Here is a 22909-nt window from a genome sequence, read left to right on the forward strand (position 1 = left end):
AAAAGAGATGATCGGTAAATACAGCATGGCATTGGCGCTCGCCATTGGCGCGGCGTCCTTTGCGGGCGCCGCCCAGGCGGCTGAGGAAGTGCGCTTCACCTGCGCTTATGACGGCAACGGCTGCGAAATTCTGAAAGATATTCTCGCGCGTTACGAAAAGCAGCATCCGGACGTGAAGATCGTCACCGACGTCGTGCCCTACAAGGCGCTGCTGGAAGGCCTGCCCGTGCAGCTCGCCGGCGGCAGCGGCCCGGATTTCGCAACCGTGACCGACCTTGGCGGCCTCAATCGCTATTATCTCGATCTCACACCTTATGTGGATGCGAAATACTGGGAAGATAATTTCTCCAACGTGCTGAAATGGTATCGCAGCGGCCCAGACGACAAGGGCATTTACGGCATGCATACCCAGCTCACCATCACCGGCGCCTTCATCAACCGCACTTTGTTCGATCAGGCCAATGTCGCCGTACCCGGCAAGGATGCGACGCTGGATGACTGGGCGAAGGCTGCCAATGCCGTCGCCAAGGCAACCGGCACGCCTTACCCGATGGCCATCGACCGTTCCGGCCACCGTATTGCCGGCCCGGCCATTTCCTATGGCGCGAAGGTTTTCGATGCTGATGGTAAGCCCATTCTCGTCGATGAAGGCTTCACGACTTTCGTGAAGAAATTCGTGGAGTGGAACAAGGACGGCACCATGGCGCGTGACGTCTGGGCCGGGCAGGGCGGCAATACCTATCGCGATGCCGCGCAGGAATTCATCAACGGCCAGCTCGTCTATTATTACTCGGGCAGCTGGCAGACCGCGCGGTTCGACAGCCAGGTCGGCGATGCTTTCGACTGGGAAGTCGTGCCGCAGCCCTGCGGCGGCGCTGCCTGCACCGGCATGCCTGGTGGTACCGGCATCGTCGGCTTCAAGCAGACCAAAAACCCGAAGATCGTTGCCGATATCCTGAACTTCCTCGCTCAGGACGAGAATTATCTCGACTTCACCGTGCGCACCCGCAACGTTCCGGCCCACAAGGCCGTGGCTGACAAGGGCGTGACCTATACCGGTGCGACGCCTGCGACGCAGAAGGCCATGAACGCCTGGCTGGACCAGATTCCCGGCCTCAGCCCGATTGCCTACACCTATCAGGGTTACAAGAACAATCGCGCCATGTTCAACATCTCCGTCCAGCGCATCACGCAGGCCATCGTCGGTGAAAGCACCGTCGATGAAGCCATGGCCCGCGCGAAGACGGACCTCGAGGAAGCGTTGAAACAGGCGAAGTGATCCATCGCCTTCCGGCGCGGCGTATGCCGCGCCGCGCCGGATCGAAGGAGGACCCTCATGTATAAACTTCTTGCGCCTGTCATGGGCATCGTCGAACTGCCCTTCGCCTTCCTGCAGAAGGTTCTCGGCCATCGGCGGATCGCCTGGGTGTTTCTTACACCCAACCTGATCCTGTTCGCGGTCTTCGCCTTTCTGCCGATCGTGCTGAACATGGCCTATTCCGTGACCGGCAGCGAACACATATTGCTTTCCGAACGCCCTGCCGTGGGCGGCGAAAATTTCTCGGTCCTTCTTTCCTGTCAGAACTATCTCGATCCCAATTCCTGTGAGCGCGACCTGTTCTGGCGCTCGGTCTGGAACACGGTTTTCTTCGTCGTACTGCAGGTGGGTTTCATGGTCGGCTTTTCGCTGATCACGGCCATCGTGCTCAACCGCGATATCCGGGCGCGCGGGTTCTTCCGTGCCGTCTTCTTCTTCCCCGTGCTGCTGTCGCCCGTGGTTGTGGCCTTGATCTGGAAGTGGATTCTCCAGCGTTTCGGCGTTCTCAACGCAACGATGGAGGGGCTGGGCCTCGGTTCGGTCGACTGGCTGCTCGAAGCCAATCTTGCCTTCGGCTGGTCGGTCTTCCTGTCGGTCTGGGCGCATATGGGTTTCTACACGCTCATTCTTCTGGCCGGCCTGCAGGCGATCCCGCGCGATGTCTATGAGGCGGCGCAGCTCGACAAGGCGAGCCCTTGGCGCATCTTCCGGCGCATCACGCTGCCGCTGCTTGCGCCCACCATGCTCGTGGTTCTCGTCCTGTCGCTCATCAAGGGCGTGCAGACCTTCGATGAAGTCTTTGCCTTCACGGGTGGCGGCCCCGGTTCGGCGACTACCTTCATCATTCAGTTCATCTATCAGACCGGCTTTGCCGGGACGCCCCGCAATTTCGGTCTGGCTGCCGCCGCTTCGCTGCTGCTCGCCGTGGTGCTGGTGGTGCTGACCGCCCTGCAATTCCGGGCAAACAGGAGCAAGGTCGATGGCTAGGATTGGCGCATTTCTGACCCGTACCCGTGGCCGAAACGGCAAGCTGCACTGGACCGACTGGCTATCCTACGCCTATCTCGGCGTGGCGGTGCTGATGATGTTCGGTCCCGTCGTCTGGCTCGTGCTTTCCTCGTTCAAGACGGAGGCCGATCTCCAGCGCTTTCCGCCGCGCCTCCTGCCCTATACGCAGGAAACCGTGGTGGTGGATGGGCAGGCAGCACCGCTGCCGGCCTATGTCGACAAGGAGGGCCGCGAGTTCGGCATGGTCCGCCGCATCGGTCTCGTGGCCCAGGTGGTTGACCCGGCCAAGCCAACCGAAGTCCTGAAGATGCCGTTCAACGAGCTGAAACCGGCTGAAAAAGTGGCGCTGGCGACGGAAAACTACACCGAGCTTTTCCAGCGCTTCAATTTCCCGCTCTATTTCTGGAACTCGACCTTCATCACGGTGACGTCCACCATCATCATGCTGATCGTCAATTCCATGGCGGCCTTCGCGCTCTCGAAATACCAGTTCAAGGGCAGGGGCGTGGTGCTGGCGCTGGTTGTCGGCACGCTGATGATCCCACAGACCGTCGTGCTGGTGCCGCTGTTTCTCATCACCAGCCAGCTGGGCATGATCAACAGTCTCTGGGGCGTCATCATTCCCGGTGCCGCCACCCCGACCGGTGTCTTTCTGCTGCGGCAATATATGCTGACGATCCCGGATGAAATCCTCGATGCCGCCCGCATGGACAAGGCGAGCGAATGGAAGATCTACTGGCGCATCATCCTGCCGCTCTCGGCGCCGGCGCTTGCCGTTCTGGCGATCCTTGCGATCATGTGGCGCTGGAACGATTTCCTCTGGCCGCTGATCGTGCTGACGCGCAACGACAACTTCACCCTGCAACTGGCGCTCAACTCCTTCCAGGGGGAGATGACGACGGAATGGAGCAATCTTCTGGCCATGACGGTGCTGACACTCGCACCCATCGCGCTGGTCTTCATGTTCCTGCAAAAATACATCGCCACCGGCATTGCATCGACGGGCGGCAAATAATCCTCAGGGAGGAAACACGACAATGGCAAGTATTCAGCTTCGTCAGGTCAAAAAGACATATGGTGCCCTCGATGTGATCAAGGGTGTCGATCTCGATATCAAACACGGCGAGTTCTGCGTTTTCGTCGGCCCTTCCGGCTGCGGCAAGTCGACCCTGCTGCGCATGATCTCCGGTCTCGAAGAACTGAGCGGCGGCGATATCGTCATCGGCGGTGATGTGGTCAACACGGTGCCGGCCGCAGATCGCGGCCTTGCCATGGTGTTCCAGTCCTATGCCCTTTATCCGCATATGACGGTGCGCGAAAACCTGTCCTTCGGGCTTGAGAACATCGGCACCTCCAAAAAGGATATCGCCGAAAAGATCTCCCAGGTTTCCAAGATGCTGCAGATCGACCAGCTTCTCGGGCGTCGCCCCAAGGACCTGTCGGGCGGCCAGCGCCAGCGCGTCGCCATCGGCCGCGCCGTCGTGCGCGAGCCGCGTGTGTTCCTTTTCGACGAGCCGCTTTCCAACCTCGATGCGGAGCTGCGCGTCGACATGCGCGGTGAGATTTCCAGCCTGCACCGGCGTCTCGGCAATACCATGATCTATGTGACGCACGATCAGGTGGAAGCCATGACCATGGCCGACAAGATCGCCGTTCTGCGCGCCGGCAAGCTGGAGCAATTCGGTGTGCCGCTCGATCTTTATAACCGCCCGGCCAATCTCTTCGTGGCAGGCTTCATCGGCTCGCCGAAGATGAATTTCTTTGCCGGCGAAGTGACCTCGGATGCAACGCCGGCCCTGAAGATCGCCACCGGTGAGTTGATCCCGCTACCACAGACCGGCTTTTCCTATAAGCCCGGCCAGAAGGTGACACTCGGCGTCCGCCCGAACCATGTGCTGCCGGGTGAGGGCGGCGCACTGACCATGTCGGTGCGCACCGCAGAACAGCTGGGCGGGGAATCCTATCTCTATGGTAATCTCGGTGACGGCACTCCGGTGACGCTGCATCTTTCCGGCCAGACCTCGACATCGGCGGGCGAAGTCATCCGCCTGTCGGCGCCGCTGGAACATATCCATCTTTTCGATACGACGAGCGGGCTGACGCTCCGGCAGGACTGACAGCCTTTGGCGCAACCCGCAACGCAGGACCACTGACATGACCGATAAAAAACTCCGTTCCGACCGCTGGTTTGCTCCCGACGACCTGCGCAGCTTCGGCCACCGCTCACGCATGATGCAGCTCGGTTATGCGGAGGAGGATTTTGTCGGCAAACCCGTCATCGGTATCCTCAATACCTGGTCGGAGCTGAACACCTGTCATTCGCATTTCCCTGAAAGGGTGAAGGATGTGAAACGCGGTGTGCTGCAGGCGGGTGGTTTTCCCGTCGAAATGCCGTCGCTTTCGGTGGACGAGAGCTTCACCAAGCCGACATCGATGCTCTACCGCAACATGCTGGCGATGGAGACGGAGGAGATGATCCGCTCGCATCCGCTTGACGGTGTGGTGCTGATGGGCGGTTGCGACAAGACGACACCCGGCCTCGTCATGGGTGCGATCTCGGCCGGCGTGCCGATGATCTATCTGCCGGCCGGCCCGATGTTGCGTGGCAACTATGCCGGAAAGGTGCTGGGTTCGGGTTCGGATGCCTGGAAATATTGGGACGAGCGCCGTGCCGGTAACGTCACCGACGAGGAATGGCGCGGCGTGCAGGGCGGCATTGCCCGCTCCGCCGGTGTGTGCATGACCATGGGCACCGCCTCGACCATGACTGCCATCACCGATGCCCTTGGCCTCACCCTGCCGGGAGCTTCCTCCATTCCGGCGGTGGATGCCGAACACCAGCGCATGTCGGCAGGTTGCGGCCGGCGTATCGTGGAAATGGTGGCCGAGGAGCTGACGCCGAACCGTATCCTGACCGCGACCGCCTTTCGCAATGCCGCCATCGTCGCCATGGCGACCGGTTGCTCCACCAATGCCGTCGTGCATTTGATCGCCATGGCCCGCCGCGCTGGCGTGCCGATGACGCTCGATGAGCTGGACGAACTTGGCCGGGTCACGCCGCTGATCGCCAACGTCCGCCCGTCCGGCAAAGACTATCTGATGGAGGATTTCTATTATGCCGGCGGTCTGCGCGCACTGATGAAGCAGTTGGAAAGCCGTCTCGACTGTTCGGCACTGACCGTGACCGGCCGCAGCATGGGCGAGAACCTCGAAGGCGCGAAGGTCTATAATGACGATGTCATCCGCTCGCTCGATAATCCCGTCTATGCGGAAGGCTCGCTTGCGGTGCTGCGCGGCAATCTTTGCCCTGATGGCGCCGTCATCAAGCCCGCCGCCTGCGATCCGAAGTACCATGTTCACGAAGGCCCGGCGCTGGTCTTCGACAGCTATCCGGAGATGAAGAAGGCAATTGACGACGAGAACCTCGATGTCACGCCGGATCATGTGCTGGTGCTGCGCAACGCCGGCCCGCTCGGCGGTCCCGGTTTTCCGGAATGGGGCATGCTGCCCATCCCGAAGGCGCTGATCAAAAAGGGCCACCGCGACATGGTGCGCATTTCCGATGCCCGCATGTCCGGCACCTCCTATGGCGCCTGCGTGCTGCATGTCGCGCCGGAAAGCTTCGTCGGCGGCCCGCTGGCGCTTCTGAAGACCGGCGATATCGTGCGCCTCGATCTGCCGCAGCGCCGCCTCGATATGCTGGTCAGCGAAGAGGAAATCGCCAGCCGCCGCGCCGCCTGGCAGGCGCCCGCGCCGCGTTATGAACGCGGTTATGGTTATCTCTTCTCCAAGCACGTCACCCAGGCCGATCAGGGCTGCGATTTCGACTTCCTGCAAACGGATTTCGGCCGCACCGCCGGCGAGCCCGATATTTTCTAAGGGGCCCTATCATGTTGAAGCGATTGCTCATCACAGGCGCCGGCGGCAAGCTGGGCAGCATGCTGCGCGGACGGCTCGGCCATGTCGCCGAGACCATCCGCCTTTCGGATGTCGTCGATCTCGGGGAAGCAGCACCCCATGAGGAGCTTTTTCACTGCCGGCTCGAAGATGAGACGGCGGTTCATGAACTGGTGAAGGGCTGTGACGGCATCGTCCATCTCGGCGGTATTTCGGTGGAAAAGGCTTTTGATCCCATCGAGGCCGCCAATCTTCGCGGTGTCTACAATCTTTACGAAGCGGCGAGACAAAACGGCCTGCCGCGCATTATCTTCGCCTCCAGCAACCACACGATCGGTTATTATCCGCAGGGACAGCAGCTAGAGCCGGAAACACCCTTTCTGCCGGACGGCCTTTATGGCGTCTCGAAGATTTTCGGTGAGGCCATGGCAAGCCTCTACCACTCCAAATTCGGCCAGGAGACGGCCATTGTCCGTATCGGGTCGTGCGAAGAAAAGCCCACCAACTGGCGGATGCTGTCGACCTGGCTCAGCTACGGCGACTTCGTTTCGCTGATCGAGGCCACCTTCCGCGTGCAGAAACTCGGTTGCCCGGTCATCTGGGGCGTTTCGGCCAATGACGACAGCTGGTGGGATAATTCCCATGTCGACTTTCTCGGCTGGCAGCGCCGCGACAATGCCGCGCGCTACCGTGCGGAAATCGAACGCGATGTGCCGCGCCCCGATCCCGAGGCCGCAATCGCAAAATATCAGGGCGGTGTCTTCACAGACGAGCCCATTCACCGGACTTGAAACACATCCAGCCGCCCATTGCGAGGAGACAGATATGAATAATGAAACGCGCGAAAAACTGCTGACGATTTCCGTCGCTACCCTGGCGACGGCGCTTTACAAGCGGGGTCTGCGCAACCAGGTCATTCAGGGCGTGCGCCCGCTGGGCTACAAGGGCAAGAATATGGTCGGCCCGGCCTTTACCCTGCGCTACATGCCGGCCCGTGAAGACCGCAACCAGCTTGTTGAATTCCGCAATCCCGCCCATCCGCAGCGCGTCGCCATCGAAACATGCCCGCCGGGCCATGTGCTTGTCATGGACAGCCGCAAGGATGCGACCGCCGCCTCGGCCGGCGATATTCTTGTGACCCGCCTGATGGTTCGCGGCGGTGCCGGCATCGTTTCCGATGGCGGTTTCCGGGATGCGGCAACCATCGCCGAGCTGGATATTCCCGCCTACCACACCCGCCCTTCCAGCCCCACCAACCTCACCAAACACGAGGCAATCGAGATCAACGGTCCGATTGGCTGCGGCGATGCGCCGGTGTTCCCGGGCGATATCATCGTTGGTGACGCCGATTGCGTTATCGTCATCCCGGCGGGCATTGCCGACGACGTGGCGACCGAGGCGGTGGAAATGACGGCTTACGAGGATTTCGTGGTGGAACAGGTCAAGGCTGGCCAGACGATCATCGGGCTTTACCCCTGCACCAAGGAAGAGCACCAGACGGCTTTTGCCGAATGGCGCAAGAAGAACAACCGCTGAACCTTACAGCCAGCCCAGTGCTTTCGCCGCGCGGATCGCCTCCGCGCGGCGTTTGCAATCCAGCTTGCGGAACAGGTTGCCGAGGTGAAACTTCACCGTCACTTCCGAGATGTTGAGCGTCTGGGCGATCTTCTTGTTCGACATGCCGCTGGCGAGCAGTTGCAGCATCTGCGCTTCCCGCTGCGAAAGCCCGCCATGCAGGGCGCGCGCCTGCGGCGAGTTGACCGAAGCGGCGAAAATCGACAGCGCGGTGCGGACATCGGACGAGGTTTCGATGAAACTGCGGATGCGGCGATTGTTCAGGAGCGGTGAGAGGAAGACACGCTCCTCCGACAGGACACCGCTGCAGCCAAGGCGGGTAGCCGATTCAAGGGCAGTGAGGATATGGGCGCGGGCGGCGGCGTTGTCGCGGCGCTGGTGCGCGGCGTAGCTCTGCCAGATTCGCAGCGCGACCTTTTCGCGGTTGGTGACTTTGGGATTGGCGATCATCGCGTCGATCTGGCGGGAGAGATAGGCGCGGGGCGTGAAAAGATGCACCGCATCGCGCAGCCAGGCCATGACATAGGCGATCTCATCGCGGCGCATCAGTCGGGAAAGATCCTCATGCGCGCTCTCCACCCAGTTGCGGCCCATGGGCATGCGGATCGCCGAAAGCGTCGCGGCCGCATCCGCCCACCGGTTGGCGTTCTGATAGGCGATGGCCGTCCTGATCTCCATCATCGCATGGAATTGCAGCCCTTCCGAAAGGTGGATCCACAGACCGTCTAGAAAACCGGGGCGCACAGTCATCGGAAAATGATCGATCAGCACCTGCGAGGCATAATGCAGGGCAAACTGCATCAGGCTCGGCCATATCTCGGCCGCGGCGAAATGATCGAATTCATGTTCGACGAAATGCAGGAGATCGCGCGGTTTTCCCGCCTCATAGGCAAGACAGGCTTCCGTCAGCCGCAGCATCCGGAACTCCTGTACGGCATCATGCGGCACCTGTTCCAGCCGCGCACGCGCCTCCTGCGCCGCGTGGCGCGCCAGAAGCGTATCGCCGCTCATCAGCCGCAGCACGATCTGGTGCAGATGGATGAAAAATTCCAGCAGGGGCTGCCCGCCCATCTTGCGCAGATAGATCAGAGCGCGTGCGGCGGCGGCCTCCGCCTCGCGGAAATTGCGGCGGCGGATTTCGAATTCGAGCAGTGCATTGTAATAGGCCGCCCATTTGCCGTGGTCGTCCATGGGGTAGTCGGCCATGAACTCGGCGAGACGGGTTATCACCGCGTCATTGGGCGTCAGGTCCTCGGCAATCATCAGGTTCAGCCGGAAGGTGCGGGCGGCGAAGGAAAAGCGTGAGCCACGGGCAAGCACTTTCAGTGGATCGAGATAGTCCGATCCGAGGCTTTTGCCGAGCAGATGGCGCACGCGCTGCAATTCCCCCTGTTTCAGCAGGGCACGGGTGACGGCGAAGAGCACGGTTTCATTCGTTGCGATCATATCCTGCGAAAACCGCATGATGATCTCGCGAAACCTGTCGACGCTGCTTCGATAGATCAGTTCACGGCCATGGGCGCGTTCAAGGATTTGCGCGGCATGGGTCTCATAACCACGGTCGAGCAGCATCGCCATGGCCGCAAGCGCCCGCCCTTCCTTTTCGAAAGCCGATGCCACCTCCACCACGGCGCTGCCGGCCTGCAGGGTAGCAAGACGTTCCCGCGCAGCCACGCTCAGAAGCCGTATCAGGGTGGGGTGGTTTTCGGGATTTCCGGTTAGGAATGGCGGCAGCAGTTCGGTCCAGTCCGCCTCGGGTTCCGCAGAGGGGTTTTCCAGCCAGAACGAAAGTTCAACCGTCTGCGCGGGAGAAAGATGCGGCAGGTAGTTTTCCCGCAGATAGTCGGCACACAGCGTTTCATCCGGAAAACGCGCCAGTGAGAGGAAAGCCGGCCAACCCGCATAGTCGTGGAGTGCGAGGCGCTTCTGCTCAGGTGGCAGGCCTTCCACCTCGTCCTCACCAAGAAGCAGTTCATTCGGCCCGATGGTGAGCGAACCGCGATGCAGGATGTGCCGGGCCAGCCCGCTGATCCGCTGATCCGGCCGGCAGGCGATGACCACCAAACGCACCGCCTCCAGGATGGCGGCCGGCATGCGCGCCGCCCGCGCGAAAACCGGCACGTCCCACAGGAGACAGCCATTCGTGGCCTCGTCGCTTCGCGGCTGGTGCGTGCGGCACACCTCGGTTCCAAGCTCTTTTGCGAGCATTTCCAATAGCACGCTTTTTCCCGCGCCCGCAGGCGCCCGCAGAAAGACCACGCCGGCGGTTTCGCTGGCGATGCGGCGGCAGAGGCGGGTGCGGGGCAGGAGCGTCATTCGCAAAGGCATAGGGGATTTAAGCTTAAAAACCTATACTCATCTTTCAAAAAACTATACCTTTCGGCAATTGTTCAAACGGACATGTGGTGAAAACTTGTGCTCACGCAACCGATGCACAAGGAACGTTCCACCGATGCAGCAACATCCGCTGGTCGCGATTTTGAACAGGCTCGGCACCTTCGTGCTGGTCATGATCGCCCTGTCCATCATGATTTTCGTGCTGGCCCGCGTGGTGCCGGGTGACCCCGCGCGTATGGCGCTGGGTCCTGCGGCAACGCAGGAGCAGGTGGATGCGCTGCGTGGTGAGATGGGCCTCGATAAGCCGCTCGCCGTTCAATATCTCGATTATATCGGCAACGCGCTGCACGGTGATCTTGGTTTTTCGCTGGTGTCGCAGCGTCCGGTGACCACCGATCTGGCGCAGACCGTTCCGGCTACCGTGGAACTGGTACTTGTCTCGGTCATCTTCATGTTTGCCGTCGCCATCCCGCTCGGCGTCATCACGGCGCATTATCGCGACCGTCCGCTGGACCATATCGGCCGCATCCTGTCGCTCACCGGGGTCACGATCCCGAGCTTTCTTTTCGCCATCACGCTGCAATTGCTGGTCGCCCGGTTTCTCTCCGGCTGGCCGATCATCGGCAGGCTTGACCACTCGCTCGGCTGGCAGGGCGGCCCCACGGGCTTCATCCTGATCGACGGCACGCTGGCCGGACGTTTCGATGTGGTGCTCGATGCGCTGAAGCATCTCGCACTGCCGGCCTTCGCACTTTCCATGGCAGGCATCGGCCAGATCACCCGCATCACTCGCTCCTCGATGATCGAGAACCAGCGCAAGGACCATGTGCTCACCCTGCAAAGCTTCGGCGTGCCGGAGAGGGTCATCATCTTCCGTTACCTGCTGAAGCTCTCTTCCATCGCGCCGCTGACGATCATGGGTCTCGAATTCGCGTCCCTGATCGGCAATGCCTTCGTGATCGAGATGGTCTTCGCCTGGGGCGGTTTCGCCTCCTACGGTCTGAACGCCATCCTGCAGAAAGACCTCAATGCCGTGACCGCCGTGGTGCTGGTGGCCGGCCTGTTCTTCATCGTTGCGAACCTGATCGTGGATGTCCTGATCTCGATCATCGACCCGCGCCTGCGCCGCAAGGAGGCTCGCTGATGGCCGATATGAAAATGCTCGAATCCACTGATCGGGGCTTAAGCGCCGGTTACATGATGTGGTATCGCTTCAGCCGCAATCCGGCGGCGGTCATCGGCTCGCTGATCCTTCTGTCGGTGCTGGTGCTGGCAGTCTTTGCGCCCTGGCTTACGCCCTATCCGAAACATATCGGCGCGGTTGTCGATTTCCGCGCCCGCCACATGCCGCCGGATCTCGAACACTGGTTCGGCACCGACAAGGCAGGACGCGATATCTTTTCCCGCACCATCTTCGGGCTCCGCGTCTCGCTGCTTCTCGTCATCGGCGTGCTCGGCATTTCCGTTCCGGTCGGAACTGTTCTTGGCCTGATCGCCGGTTATTTCGGCGGCTGGACCGAAAAACTCATCAGCGGCCTTACAAACGTGATGCTGGCCATGCCGCCACTGGTCATGGCACTCGCAGTGTCCAACCTCCTGGAACCGACGCTGACGAACGCCATGATCGCAATCACGCTGCTATGGTGGACCTGGCATGCGCGGCTGATCTATTCGGTGTCGAAGTCTATCGCCTCGGAAGACTATATCGAAGCGGCACGTCTTGCCGGTGCAGGCCCGTTGCACATCCTCTTCCGCGAAATCCTGCCCAATTGCGTTTCGGTCATATCGGTCAAGACGACGCTCGATGCCGCCTTCGTCATCCTGTTCGGCGCGACGCTGAGCTTCCTGGGTTTCGGCGTCAAGCCGCCGACCCCTGATCTTGGATCGATGGTCGCCGACGGGCGCCAGTTCATGCCGGATTTCTGGTGGGAAGTGCTCTGCCCCGGCGCGGCCGTGCTTTACGTGACGCTTGGCTTCAATCTGCTGGGCGACGGCCTGCGCGACATGTTCGACGTGGAAAGCTAAAACCATGACTGAACCGCTTCTCAAGGTCGAAAATCTCAACGTCACCTTCACCAACTATGGCCGCACCCGGCAGGTGCTGCGCGATGTCGCCTTCACGGTCGCCGCCGGCGAGCGCGTGGCGCTGATCGGCGAAACCGGGTCGGGCAAGTCCGTCACCGCCAAGGCGATCATCGGCACTTTGCCGAAGAATGCCGCGATCACATCAGGTGCGATCGTCATCGATGGTCGAGATGTGCTGTCCATGCCGCGCAGGGAGCGTGAGGCGCTGAAAGGCACGGCGTTTTCGCTGATCATGCAGGACCCACTCTCGTCCTTCAACCCGGTCTTCAAGATCGGCACGCATCTTGATGATGTCATGCGTTTTGCCGACAAGCGCGACGGCGTCAATTCGTCCAAGGCGGAGCGCCGCAACCGCATCGCAGCCGTTTTACGCCGCGTGCAGCTCGCCGATACCGAGCGGGTGATGAACGCCTACCCGTCCGAGCTTTCGGGCGGCATGCGCCAGCGTGTGCTGATCGGCCTTGCGCTGCTGCATCAGCCGAAGCTCCTGATCGCCGATGAGCCCGGCACGGCGCTTGACGTAACGACGCAGGATGAAATCCTCAACCTCATCAACCAGCTGGTTGCCGAAGAAAACATGGCGCTGCTGATGATCACCCACAATCTCGGCGTCGTGCGCAAGGTGGCGGACCGGGTCGTGGTCATGCACCACGGCGATATCGTCGAAACCGGCCCTTGCACGCAAATCCTGCATGCTCCCGCTGCGGATTATACACGTTCGCTGCTGGATGCGGTGCCGCCGCTCTATGGCTCGCGTGTCACGGATCTCGCGCAAAGCACGCGCCAGCCGATCATCACCATCGAAGGCCTGAACAAGATTTATGGCAGGCGCAATGGCTACCATGCCGTGCGCGACGTGAACCTGACGCTGAAGCAGGGCGAGGTTTTTGGCCTTGCGGGTGAATCCGGTTCCGGCAAGACCTCGGTTGCCCGCATGATCATGGGCCTTTCCCGTCCCACCGCCGGTAGTCTTGTCATTGACGCCCCGGCACCTGAACGCGGCAAGCGGCTGACGCAGATCGTCTATCAAAATCCGGGTACTTCGCTCAATCCGAAGCGTACCGTCAGGCAGACGCTTTCACTGCCGTTGAAATCCATCGGCATGGATGGGCAGGCGCGGGAAAGCCGGATGCAGGAACTGATGGGGCTGGTGCGGCTGCCGCAATCCTATCTCGGCAAATATCCGCACGAGCTTTCCGGCGGCCAGAAGCAGCGCGTGGCGATTGCCCGCGCGCTCGCGGCAGAACCGAAAGTCCTCATTCTCGACGAGCCGACGGCGGCACTTGATGTCTCCGTGCAGAAGACGGTGATCGACCTTCTGCTGCAACTGCGCGAGGAGCTTGGCCTCACCTATCTGATGATCTCGCATGACCTGTCGCTGATGCGCAATTTCTGCTCGCGCATCGCCATCATGCTGCGCGGCGAGATTGTCGAGGAGGGTGTGACGTCGGCGGTCTTTGCCGAGCCGGCCCATCCCTATACCCGCGCCCTGATCGCGGCCATCCCCGTCGTCACCGACGAGGAAGAACGTCTCAAACCCACGGTGACCGAGGAGGAGCGCATGCGCTTCCTCGTCAAAACGACCGATTGATGAAAGAGGAGCCTGACGTGTATCGCGTTGGAATTGACGTCGGCGGCACGAATACCGATGCCGTTGTGTTGCAGGATAAAACCGTTCTTGCGGGGGTGAAGGCCTCCACGACGGAGGATGTGACATCCGGTGTGATCGAAGCCCTTGAAAAGGTCATCGAGGCTTCGGGCATAGACCGGGCGCGCATCGGCGCCGTGATGATCGGCACCACGCATTTCACCAATGCGGTGATCGAGCGCGGGCATATGGACGAGGTGGCCGCCATCCGTCTCGGCCTGCCTTCCGGCGCCGGCCTGCCGCCCATGGTCGACTGGCCGGATGATCTCAGGGAAATCGTCGGCAACCACGGTTATCAGGTGCGCGGCGGTTACGAATTCGACGGCCGCGAAATTTCGCCGCTCGATGAGGACGAAATCGTCCGCATCGCCGCCGATATTCGCGCCAAGGGTCTGAAGGCCGCTGCCGTCACCTGCGTTTTCAGCGGCATCAACGAAGCGATGGAGTTGCGGGCGAAGGAAATCCTGCAGGAACGCTGCCCCGGCCTGCCGGTGGTCATGTCCAAGGATATTGGCCGTCACGGCCTGCTTGCGCGTGAAAGTGCTGCAATCATGAATGCCAGCCTGCTGTCGCTGGCGGACCGCACCGTTGCGGCTTTCGGCGAGGCGCTGAAGGCTGCGGGCATCACCTGCCCGTTTTATATTACCCAGAACGACGGCACGCTGATGGCGGCGGATGTGGTGCGCGGTTTCCCCGTGCTCACCTTCGCGTCCGGCCCGACGAATTCCATGCGTGGTGCGGCCTTCCTCACCGGCCTCAAGGACGCCATCGTGGTCGATGTCGGCGGCACCACCTCCGATGTCGGCTCGCTGTCACACGGTTTCCCGCGTCAGGCCTCGACCACGGTGGATATTGGCGGGGTGCGTACCAATTTCCGCATGCCTGACGTCTTCTCTATTGGTCTCGGCGGTGGTTCGCTGGTGGTCAATGGTGACCACGGCCTGACCGTCGGGCCGAAATCCGTCGGTTACCGTGTTCGCCGCGAGGCGCTCTGCTTCGGTGGCTCGACCCTGACGGCAACCGATATCGCCGTTGCCTCCGGCAAGGCGGATGTGGGCGAGAAGGTGCTGGTTTCCAGCCTCGACAAAAAGCTCGTGGATGCGGCGGTCGACAAGATCAATGACATGCTTGAGGCCTGCGTGGAGCGCAGCCGCATCTCGTCGTCGCCTGTGCCGGTGATTGCCGTTGGCGGCGGTTCCATCCTGATGCCGGATCGGATCGGTGACCTCGAAGTCATCCGGCCTGAGAATTTCGCGGTGGCCAATGCCGTCGGCGCGGCGATTGCGCAGATCAGCGGCGAGACGGACCGGGTCTTCTCGCTGATCGACGGACGCACACGCGAGAGCGCACTGGCCGAGGCGGAAGCGGAGGCGCGCGAAAAGGCGATTGCCGCCGGTGCGATTGCCGCGACGCTGGAAGTCATCGAGCGCGAGGACATGCCGCTTGCCTATCTGCCCGGCAATGCCACCCGCATTCATGTGAAAGTTGTTGGAGAAATGGGAGCCAATCATGGCTGAGACACGCAAGCTGAAATATGACGAAGCGGCATTGCGGACGCTGACCCGTGAAGACCTCGACGCGCTGGAAATCGGCGCAGGCATTCTCGGCACGGGCGGCGGCGGTAATCCGTATCTCGGCAAGCTGCTGGCGCTGGAGGCCATGAAGGCCGGTTACGAAATGAAGATCCTCGCAACCGACGCGATCGAGCCGGACGCGCTCTGCATGTCCATTGGCGGCATCGGCGCACCTGTCGTCGGTGTCGAGCGTATTCGCGAAGGACGCGAGGGCCTGCGTTGCCTGCGGGCGATGGAAGAGCTGATCCGCACGCCCGTCGACGCCATCGTCTGCGAGGAAATCGGCGGTTCCAATTCCATGAACCCGCTGGTGACGGCGGCGCTCGGCGGCCTGCCGATTCTCGATTGCGACGGCATGGGCCGGGCATTCCCGGAAATGCAGATGACCACCTTCTCCATCTACGGCCATAGTTCCACGCCGTCGGTGATGTGCGATCTGCATGGCAATGCCGTCATCTTCAGCCATGCCGTTTCCGAGGTCTGGCACGAGCGCATGGCGCGCGCCTGCGTCGTCTCGCAGGGCGGCGGTGCGATGTTGGCGACCGCGCCGATGCAGGCGCATTACGTGCATCAGTATGGCATTCCGAAAACCTACACCAAGGCGATCGCCATCGGTGAGGCGGTGATCCGCGCCCGCAAGCAGCAGGAAGACCCGATTGCCGCGGTCTGCGCGCTGGAGGGCGGAAGGCGCATCTTCAACGGCAAGATCACCGATCTGAAACGCCACCTGCGTGGCGGTTTCGCAGTCGGCGATCTCACGCTCTCCGGTTTCGACGATTGCGCAGGCCAGACGGCGGGCGTCGCCATCCAGAACGAATTCCTGCTGTTTTCCCGTGACGGCAAGGTGGAAGTGACGGTGCCCGACCTGATCGTCCTGCTCGATGTCGACACGGGTTATCCGATCACCACCGAAGTGCTGCGCTACGGCCAGCGCGTGGCCGTCATCGCCATCCCCTGCCACGACCTGCTGCGCAGCGCCCGCGCGCTTGAGGTCGTCGGGCCGGCGGCCTTCGGTTACCCGGACATTCCTTTCTCACCGCTGCCCGTTCCGGTCAGCAAGGCTGCCTAACCATAAGCGGGCCAATGACCCGCAATAAAGAGGAGAACAAAAAATGAAAATGCCTGTACTTTCTTCCCGTCTCGCTACGCTGGCGCTTGGCACGGCGCTCGCGTTGCCGCTTATCTCTTCCGCAGTTCTTGCGGAAGACAAGGTGTCGGTCGCGGTCAACACCATGCAGATATTCAGCTCGCTCGACCCGGCAAAAGTGACTGACTACACCGGCTACATGGCCATCGTGAACATGTATGACGGTCTGACCACGGTAAACGCCAAGGGCGAAATCGTGCCACATCTCGCGAAAGCCTGGGAGATTTCCGAGGACGGCCTGACCTACACCTTCCACCTGCGCGACGATGCGAAATTCCAGGACGGTACGGCCGTGAAGGCGGCCGATATCGCCTGGTCGATCCAGCGCCTGCTCGGCATCAACAAGGGCCCGTCGAACCTCATCGTCGGCGTGCTGAAGCCCGAAAACGTTACCGCGCCTGACGATGCCACGCTGGTCATGAAGATCGAGCGCCAGTTCTCGCCCTTCATGGCGGCAACGCCGCTGATGATGGCGATGAACAAGACGCTGATCGAAGCCAATGCCAAGCCCGAAGATAAATGGGGTGAGGCTTATGTCGGGGAACATTCCGCCGGTTCCGGCCCTTATAAGCTGGTCAGCTACAACCGTTCGGCCGATATGGTCATCGCCCGCAATGCCGATTATTTCCTCGGCTGGACGAAGGGCAAGCCCATCGACGAAGTACGCTTCGTGCAGACCAGCGACGACGCCACCGTCAAGGCGCTGGCGGAAAAGGGTGAACTCGGCCTTTCCTCGCACGGGCTTGGCAACGACACCTATGAATCCATCGGCCGGATGAAGGGTTACAAGCTGATCCAGACCCGCACCGCCGGCGGTTTCGTCATCAAGCTCAACACCAAGGCCTATCCGACCGACGACGTCCACGTGCGCCGCGCCATCGCCTATGCGACGGATTACAAGACGATCCAGGAAGTGATCTATCCTGGCTTCGATATGAAGGGACCGCTCTCCGACGCGTTCAAGGATGCGCATAACGGCGACATCCAGCCCGGCGTTTACGATCTGGAAAAAGCCAAGGAAGAGCTGGCGAAGTCGAAATATGCCGGCCAGAAGATCACGTTGGTCAACAGCTATGTCGCTTCGCTCGCCTTCGAGGCGGAAGTGGCGCTGCTTCTGCAATCCAGCCTCGAACAGATCGGCATCACGCTCGATATCAAGCCGGAGCCGTGGAACCGTATCGTCGAGCTGTCCTCCAAGCCGGAAACGACGCCGGCATCGACGCAGGTGAATATTTCGCCGACCTATCCGTCGCCGGATTCGATGTTCTACAACCAGTATCACTCCAAGGCTTCCGGCACCTGGATGTCGATGGAATGGTTGCAGAATGCGGAAATCGACGGCCTGATCGACAAGGTCCGCGCCACCACCGATGTCAACGAGCAGAACGCCACCTACAAGGAACTGCAGACGAAGATCGCCGATCTTCAGCCTGACGTCTGGGCCGTTGCGCCCAACCGCCGTTATGCGGCGAACAAGTGCCTTCAGGGTTACGAGTTCATTCCCATGCAGAGCTGGGACCTGAACTTCTCCAACTTCCATTGGGACTGCAAGGCCGAGTGATCTCCGCCTCATGAAAACCGGCCCCGCCACAAAGGCGGGGTTGGCCAGACTTGGAACTTCAAAGGGAAGGAGCATCGCCTGCGGCCGGAGAGGCTGCGGCATGCCCGAGGATGACGCATGATCCAGGAATTTTCCGAAGACGATATCGAACCTCTGGCCACCGGCGCCTGGATTCTGGGAACGGGGGGCGGCGGCAATCCCTATATCTCGACGCTCAACCTGCGCCGTCTTTATGCCGAGGGCAGGCGGGTAAAGGTCATGGACCCCATGGCGCTTGCCGATGACGACATGGTTGCCGTCGTCTCCAAGATGGGTGCGCCGCTTGTCGGTCAGGAAAGACTGGGTGATCCGGTGCATCTGGCCCGTGCCGTCGAGGTGATGGAGGATTATCTCGGCAAGCCGTTTCGGGCGATCATGAGCGTTGAAATCGGCGGTTCGAACGCGCTGTCGTCCTTCCTCGCCGCCGCCGTGCTCGATCGGCCTGTCGTGAATGCAGACGCCATGGGACGCGCCTATCCCGAAGCGCAGATGACATCCTTCGCCATCGGCAACCTGCCGATGTTCCCACTGTCGCTCGTCGATGTGCGCGACAATGAGGTGATCGTGACGCGCGCTGCCTCGTGGAAATGGATGGAGCGCATCTCGCGCAAGGTCTGCACCGAAGTCGGTTCCACTGCCGCCACCTGCAAGGCACCGCGCACCGGCAAGGAAGTCAAGGAGTGGGGCATTCATTATACCGTCACCAAGGCGACCGAACTCGGGCGTGCGGTGATGGCAGCACGTGCGCGCCATGACGATCCGGTTCAGGCGGTTCTCGACCATGAGGGCGGCAAGCAGCTGTTTCGCGGCAAGGTGGTGGACGTCGCCCGCGAGACCACTGGTGGTTTCCTGCGCGGCAGCACGACCATTGAAGGTATCGATGCCGACCGCGGTTCGTGCATGGAACTCGCCTTCCAGAACGAATGGGCGGTCGCCTTCCTCAATGGCCAGCCGGTCGCCATGACGCCCGACCTGCTTTGCCTTCTCGACACGGTTTCCGGTGGCGCCATCGGAACGGAATCGGTGCGTTACGGCCAGCGCGTCACGGTTGTCGCCCTGCCGGCGCCGGAGCTTTTGACGACACCTGCCGGCATCGCCGCCGTCGGCCCGCGCGCCTTTGGTTATGACATTGACTTCAGATCGGTATTCCCATGAAACGCATCGGTATTGACGTTGGCGGCACCAATACGGATGCCGTTCTGATCGATGGCGACACCATCGTCGCTTCCATCAAGGTTTCGACCACGCAGGATGTCCTCTCCGGCGTAAAGGCGGCGCTTGCCCATGTGGCGAGCCATGTCGGCGCGGCGGATCGGCCCATCGATGCGGTGATGATCGGCACGACGCATTTCACCAATGCGGTGGTGGAGCGCGCCCGGCTGGAGCGGGTTGCGGCCATCCGCATCGCGCTGCCAACAGGTTCTTCGCTGCCGCCCATGTGCGACTGGCCGAAGGATCTGCGCGATGCCGTGGATCCGCTGATCTTTATGGTCCATGGCGGCCATGAATATGACGGTAGTCCGCTGGTGCCCATGGTTCCCGATGAAATCCGCGAAGCGGCGATGAAAATTCGCGATGCGGGCATCACCTCCGTCGCCATTTCCGCCACCTTCTCGCCGTTGACGACGGAGTGCGAGGTGCGGGCGGCGGAAATCGTCCGTTCGGTGATCCCTGATGCACGCATCACGCTTTCCCATACGCTTGGCCGTATCGGGCTTCTCGAGCGCGAAAACGTCGCCCTCCTGAACGCAGCGCTGCAAACGCTGGGCAAGACCACGGTTCAGGCATTTTCGGATGCGCTGCGCGAAGCGGGCGTGAAGGCGCCGTTTTATCTGACCCAGAATGACGGCACCGTGGCGCTTGCGGATGTGGCCGCCGCCAACCCCGTGCACAGCTTCGCTTCCGGCCCGACGAACTCGATGCGCGGTGCGGCCTTCCTCACCGGTCTTTCCGATGCCATGGTGGTGGATGTCGGCGGCACCACCTCCGATATCGGCTGCCTTGTCGGCGGTTTTCCGCGCGAGGCGAACAATATCGTTCATATCGGTGGGGTGCGCACGCTCTTCCGTATGCCCGACCTCCTGCCGATTGCGCTCGGCGGCGGTACTATCGTCGACCCTGAGACGGGCAAGATCGGTCCGCGCTCGGTCGGTTATCGCATTCTGACGGAAGCCCGCGTTTTCGGCGGTGAGACGCTGACGACATCGGATATCGCCGTTGCCGCAGGCCTGATCGAGATGGGTGACCGGGACCGTGTGAAAGACCTCGATCCGGCTTTCGTACAGGCCACGCTTCAACGCATCCGCGACATGGTGGCCGATAGTTTCGACCAGATGAAAACATCAGCCGAAGACGTGCCGCTGGTTGCCGTCGGCGGCGGGGCGTTCCTGATTCCCGAGACGGTTCCGGGTGCGTCGGAAGTGTTGCGCGTGGAAAATGCCGGCGTTGCCAATGCGCTGGGCGCGGCGATGGCGCAGGTTTCCGGCGAGGTTGATCAGGTCTTTTCCGGCCTGAGCCGCGACGAAGCCCTTGCGAAAGCCGAGACCGAAGCGCAGAACGCAGCGGTCGCATCCGGTGCGGAGCGGGCGAGCCTCAAGACGCTTGAGGTGGAGGATATTCCGATCGCCTATCTGCCTGGCGGCGCGCGGCGGGTCCGCGTGCGGGTCATCGGCGATATCGCCTTTCATTGATGCTAAGAGGCCCTGCCGTTGGCGGGGTGAGGAGGGAGTGAGCACATGACGAAGATCGCACTGGCCATTCACGGTGGTTGCGGCGTGATGCCGGAAGACAGCATGACGGCCGGGGAGTGGGCTGCTGCGCGCGACGATCTGGCAGCGGCGCTGCGCGCCGGTTATGGCGTGCTGAAGGCTGGCGGAACCGCGCTTGAAGCGGTTGAGGCGGCGGTCGTCGTCATGGAGGACAGTCCGCATTTCAACGCCGGCCACGGGGCGGCGCTCAACGAAAACGGCATTCACGAACTCGATGCCTCGATTATGGATGGTGAAACGCTGGCGGCGGGTGCGATCAGCGCCTCCCGCGCCATCCGCAACCCGGTAAAGGCGGCCCGCGCGCTGATGGCGGATGAGCGAGCCGTCTATCTGACGGGGGAGGCGGCCGACCGCTTCGCGAAGGACAAGGGGCTCGCCACCGAGCCGCAATCCTATTTCACCACCCAAAAGCGCCTTGAGGCGCTGGCGGCGATGAAGCGCCATGCCTCCGCCGGTACGGAAGCAACGGAAAACGAAAAGCACGGAACTGTCGGCGCGGTGGCGCTCGACGCGGCGGGCCATCTCGCCGCTGCCACTTCGACCGGCGGCTACACCAACAAGCCGGACGGCCGGGTGGGCGATAGCCCGGTGATCGGCGCTGGCACCTATGCGCGCGATGGCGCCTGTGCGGTATCCGGCACGGGCAAGGGCGAGTTTTTCATCCGTTATGTCGTTGGCCACGAGATCGCGTCCCGCGTTGCCTATCTCGGGCAGGATCTGGAGACCGCCGCCGGGAATCTCGTCCACAAGGATCTGGCGCCCTACGATATCGGCGCGGGCCTCGTCGCAATCGATGCCGAAGGCGGCATATCCGCGCCCTACAATACATCAGGCATGTTTCGCGGCTGGGTGACGCCATCGGGAGAGGCGCGTGTGGCTACCCATGACACGATCTATGAGGTGGAATTGTAACCGGTGACCGTGCCGGCCAAGTGGCGACGCAAAAAAACCGGTGACATCAAGGTCTATCGGCGGCAAAACGTTTGAACCGAAACCGGCTCGTCTCTTCACCCATGGTGCTGGCCTCATGAACATCAAGCAGCTCGAAGTCCTGCGCACGCTTCTTTCCACTGGCTCGACCATCGCCACCGCCAAGGCCATGGGGCTCAGCCAGTCCGGTATCAGCCGGCTTCTGGCGCAGCTTGAGGCGGATTTGTCGCTGACGCTGTTTGCCCGCGACAAGGGGCGACTGATACCGACACCGGAGGCGGTCCTTCTTGCGCGGGATGCGGAAAGCGTGCTGCTTGCGGTCGATCGCATGTCCGGCCACGCTGAGGATTTGCGCAATGGCGCGGCCGGTCCGGAAATCGTCCGTATCGGCCTGCCGAGCAGCATGTGGGAAAATTTCGCGCCCGCCATGTTGATCGACTATGTCAGGGATTTTCCCGGCGTTCGCATCGAGACTTTTTTCGAAACGACGACCGCCATCAACAAGCTCGTCGGCGAGCGGGTGATCGATCTCGGTTTCCTGCGGATGGAAGGAGAGATCGGGCCGGGCATCGATGTCGAGCGTGTTGCGACCGGCAAGAGCGTCTGTGTGGTGCGGGAGGATCATCCCTTGGCCGCGCTTGATGAAATTACCGTCAAGGACCTGCGCAATGTTCCGCTCATTCTGATCGGCCGGCAGCGGCCGAACCGCATGGCGCTCGATCAGGTTTTCAAGAAGGCCGGCGTCAAACCGATGGTGAAGATCGAGACCCACACCAACAGTTCCGCCTGCGCCTATGTTGCACATGGGCTGGGGGTAACGATCATCAGCAGTTTTTATGCTAACCTCTACCGGCACCTTCCCGTTGTCGCCCGACCATTCGTCCCGCAGGCGACGCAGGAATTCGGCCTAGCCCGTGCTTCCGGCGCACCGCTGTCCATCGCTGCGCAGGCGCTGAGCGATGCCTTGAAGCGGGAAATCCAGCTTTCGCAAAAAATCGACTGAAAACGGTATTTTAGGCGGA

The 22909-nt window shown here is 61.6% G+C and carries 18 protein-coding genes; 17 read left to right on the plus strand and 1 reads right to left on the minus strand.

Annotated features, from left to right (window positions below; translation table 11 throughout):
• The first annotated feature begins 7 nt into the window (after positions 1 to 7).
• Genes ACQZ5G_RS12765 through ACQZ5G_RS12795 form a run of 7 tightly spaced genes read left to right on the plus strand, consistent with a single transcriptional unit; the run spans position 8 to position 7759 of the window.
• A complete protein-coding gene (locus ACQZ5G_RS12765) occupies positions 8 to 1279 on the plus strand; it encodes an ABC transporter substrate-binding protein (RefSeq protein ID WP_448738104.1) in 1272 nt (423 codons plus the stop codon).
• 57 nt (positions 1280 to 1336) lie between these two features.
• On the plus strand, positions 1337 to 2305 hold the full coding sequence (locus ACQZ5G_RS12770) for a carbohydrate ABC transporter permease (RefSeq protein ID WP_448738103.1): 969 nt from the start codon (positions 1337 to 1339) through the stop codon (positions 2303 to 2305).
• Positions 2298 to 3341: a carbohydrate ABC transporter permease gene (locus ACQZ5G_RS12775; protein WP_448738102.1), complete on the plus strand. Its 1044-nt coding sequence runs from the start codon at positions 2298 to 2300 to the stop codon at positions 3339 to 3341. The genes ACQZ5G_RS12770 and ACQZ5G_RS12775 overlap by 8 nt, the downstream gene beginning before the upstream one ends.
• Before the next feature lie 22 nt (positions 3342 to 3363).
• Positions 3364 to 4443, plus strand: coding sequence for an ABC transporter ATP-binding protein (locus tag ACQZ5G_RS12780; RefSeq protein ID WP_448738101.1), 1080 nt, complete (start codon positions 3364 to 3366; stop codon positions 4441 to 4443).
• A gap of 37 nt (positions 4444 to 4480) precedes the next feature.
• Positions 4481 to 6205, plus strand: a complete 1725-nt coding sequence (araD, locus tag ACQZ5G_RS12785) for an L-arabinonate dehydratase (RefSeq protein WP_448738100.1) — start codon at positions 4481 to 4483, stop codon at positions 6203 to 6205.
• A gap of 11 nt (positions 6206 to 6216) precedes the next feature.
• Positions 6217 to 7014 (plus strand): NAD-dependent epimerase/dehydratase family protein, encoded by a 798-nt coding sequence (locus ACQZ5G_RS12790; RefSeq protein ID WP_448738099.1) that lies wholly within the window; start codon positions 6217 to 6219, stop codon positions 7012 to 7014.
• A 34-nt stretch (positions 7015 to 7048) separates the two neighbouring features.
• Positions 7049 to 7759 (plus strand): ribonuclease activity regulator RraA, encoded by a 711-nt coding sequence (locus ACQZ5G_RS12795; RefSeq protein ID WP_020813265.1) that lies wholly within the window; start codon positions 7049 to 7051, stop codon positions 7757 to 7759.
• A 3-nt stretch (positions 7760 to 7762) separates the two neighbouring features.
• Here ACQZ5G_RS12795 and ACQZ5G_RS12800 read toward each other — a convergent pair whose 3' ends face one another.
• Positions 7763 to 10114 carry a response regulator transcription factor gene (locus ACQZ5G_RS12800; protein ID WP_448738098.1) on the minus strand — a complete coding sequence of 784 codons (2352 nt, stop codon included), beginning with the start codon at positions 10112 to 10114 and terminating at the stop codon, positions 7763 to 7765.
• A gap of 136 nt (positions 10115 to 10250) precedes the next feature.
• Here ACQZ5G_RS12800 and ACQZ5G_RS12805 point away from each other — a divergent pair, with 136 nt between their 5' ends.
• The 10 genes from ACQZ5G_RS12805 to ACQZ5G_RS12850 all read left to right on the plus strand — a co-directional run bounded on the left by ACQZ5G_RS12805 (position 10251) and on the right by ACQZ5G_RS12850 (position 22890).
• The gene (locus ACQZ5G_RS12805; RefSeq protein WP_003524605.1) at positions 10251 to 11279 is read left to right on the plus strand and encodes an ABC transporter permease; all 1029 of its coding nucleotides are present in this window, start codon (positions 10251 to 10253) and stop codon (positions 11277 to 11279) included.
• Positions 11279 to 12160, plus strand: a complete 882-nt coding sequence (locus ACQZ5G_RS12810; RefSeq protein WP_003524604.1) for an ABC transporter permease — start codon at positions 11279 to 11281, stop codon at positions 12158 to 12160. The genes ACQZ5G_RS12805 and ACQZ5G_RS12810 overlap by 1 nt, the downstream gene beginning before the upstream one ends.
• Positions 12161 to 12164: 4 nt before the next feature.
• Positions 12165 to 13811 (plus strand): nickel ABC transporter ATP-binding protein NikE, encoded by a 1647-nt coding sequence (gene nikE / locus ACQZ5G_RS12815; protein WP_448738097.1) that lies wholly within the window; start codon positions 12165 to 12167, stop codon positions 13809 to 13811.
• A gap of 17 nt (positions 13812 to 13828) precedes the next feature.
• The gene (locus ACQZ5G_RS12820) at positions 13829 to 15385 is read left to right on the plus strand and encodes a hydantoinase/oxoprolinase N-terminal domain-containing protein (RefSeq protein ID WP_448738096.1); all 1557 of its coding nucleotides are present in this window, start codon (positions 13829 to 13831) and stop codon (positions 15383 to 15385) included.
• A complete protein-coding gene (locus ACQZ5G_RS12825) occupies positions 15378 to 16511 on the plus strand; it encodes a DUF917 domain-containing protein (protein WP_004438394.1) in 1134 nt (377 codons plus the stop codon). The genes ACQZ5G_RS12820 and ACQZ5G_RS12825 overlap by 8 nt, the downstream gene beginning before the upstream one ends.
• A gap of 43 nt (positions 16512 to 16554) precedes the next feature.
• Positions 16555 to 18150: an ABC transporter substrate-binding protein gene (locus tag ACQZ5G_RS12830; protein WP_448738095.1), complete on the plus strand. Its 1596-nt coding sequence runs from the start codon at positions 16555 to 16557 to the stop codon at positions 18148 to 18150.
• Positions 18151 to 18267: 117 nt separating this feature from the next.
• Positions 18268 to 19344 (plus strand): DUF917 domain-containing protein, encoded by a 1077-nt coding sequence (locus tag ACQZ5G_RS12835; protein ID WP_448738094.1) that lies wholly within the window; start codon positions 18268 to 18270, stop codon positions 19342 to 19344.
• A complete protein-coding gene (locus tag ACQZ5G_RS12840) occupies positions 19341 to 20879 on the plus strand; it encodes a hydantoinase/oxoprolinase N-terminal domain-containing protein (RefSeq protein WP_448738093.1) in 1539 nt (512 codons plus the stop codon). Before ACQZ5G_RS12835 ends, ACQZ5G_RS12840 begins: the two co-directional genes overlap by 4 nt.
• 45 nt (positions 20880 to 20924) lie before the next feature.
• Positions 20925 to 21869 (plus strand): isoaspartyl peptidase/L-asparaginase family protein, encoded by a 945-nt coding sequence (locus tag ACQZ5G_RS12845; protein WP_448738092.1) that lies wholly within the window; start codon positions 20925 to 20927, stop codon positions 21867 to 21869.
• A gap of 115 nt (positions 21870 to 21984) precedes the next feature.
• Positions 21985 to 22890, plus strand: coding sequence for a LysR family transcriptional regulator (locus ACQZ5G_RS12850; RefSeq protein WP_269831700.1), 906 nt, complete (start codon positions 21985 to 21987; stop codon positions 22888 to 22890).
• Positions 22891 to 22909: the final 19 nt, after the last annotated feature.

This window comes from Agrobacterium sp. 22-214-1, from assembly GCF_053522465.1.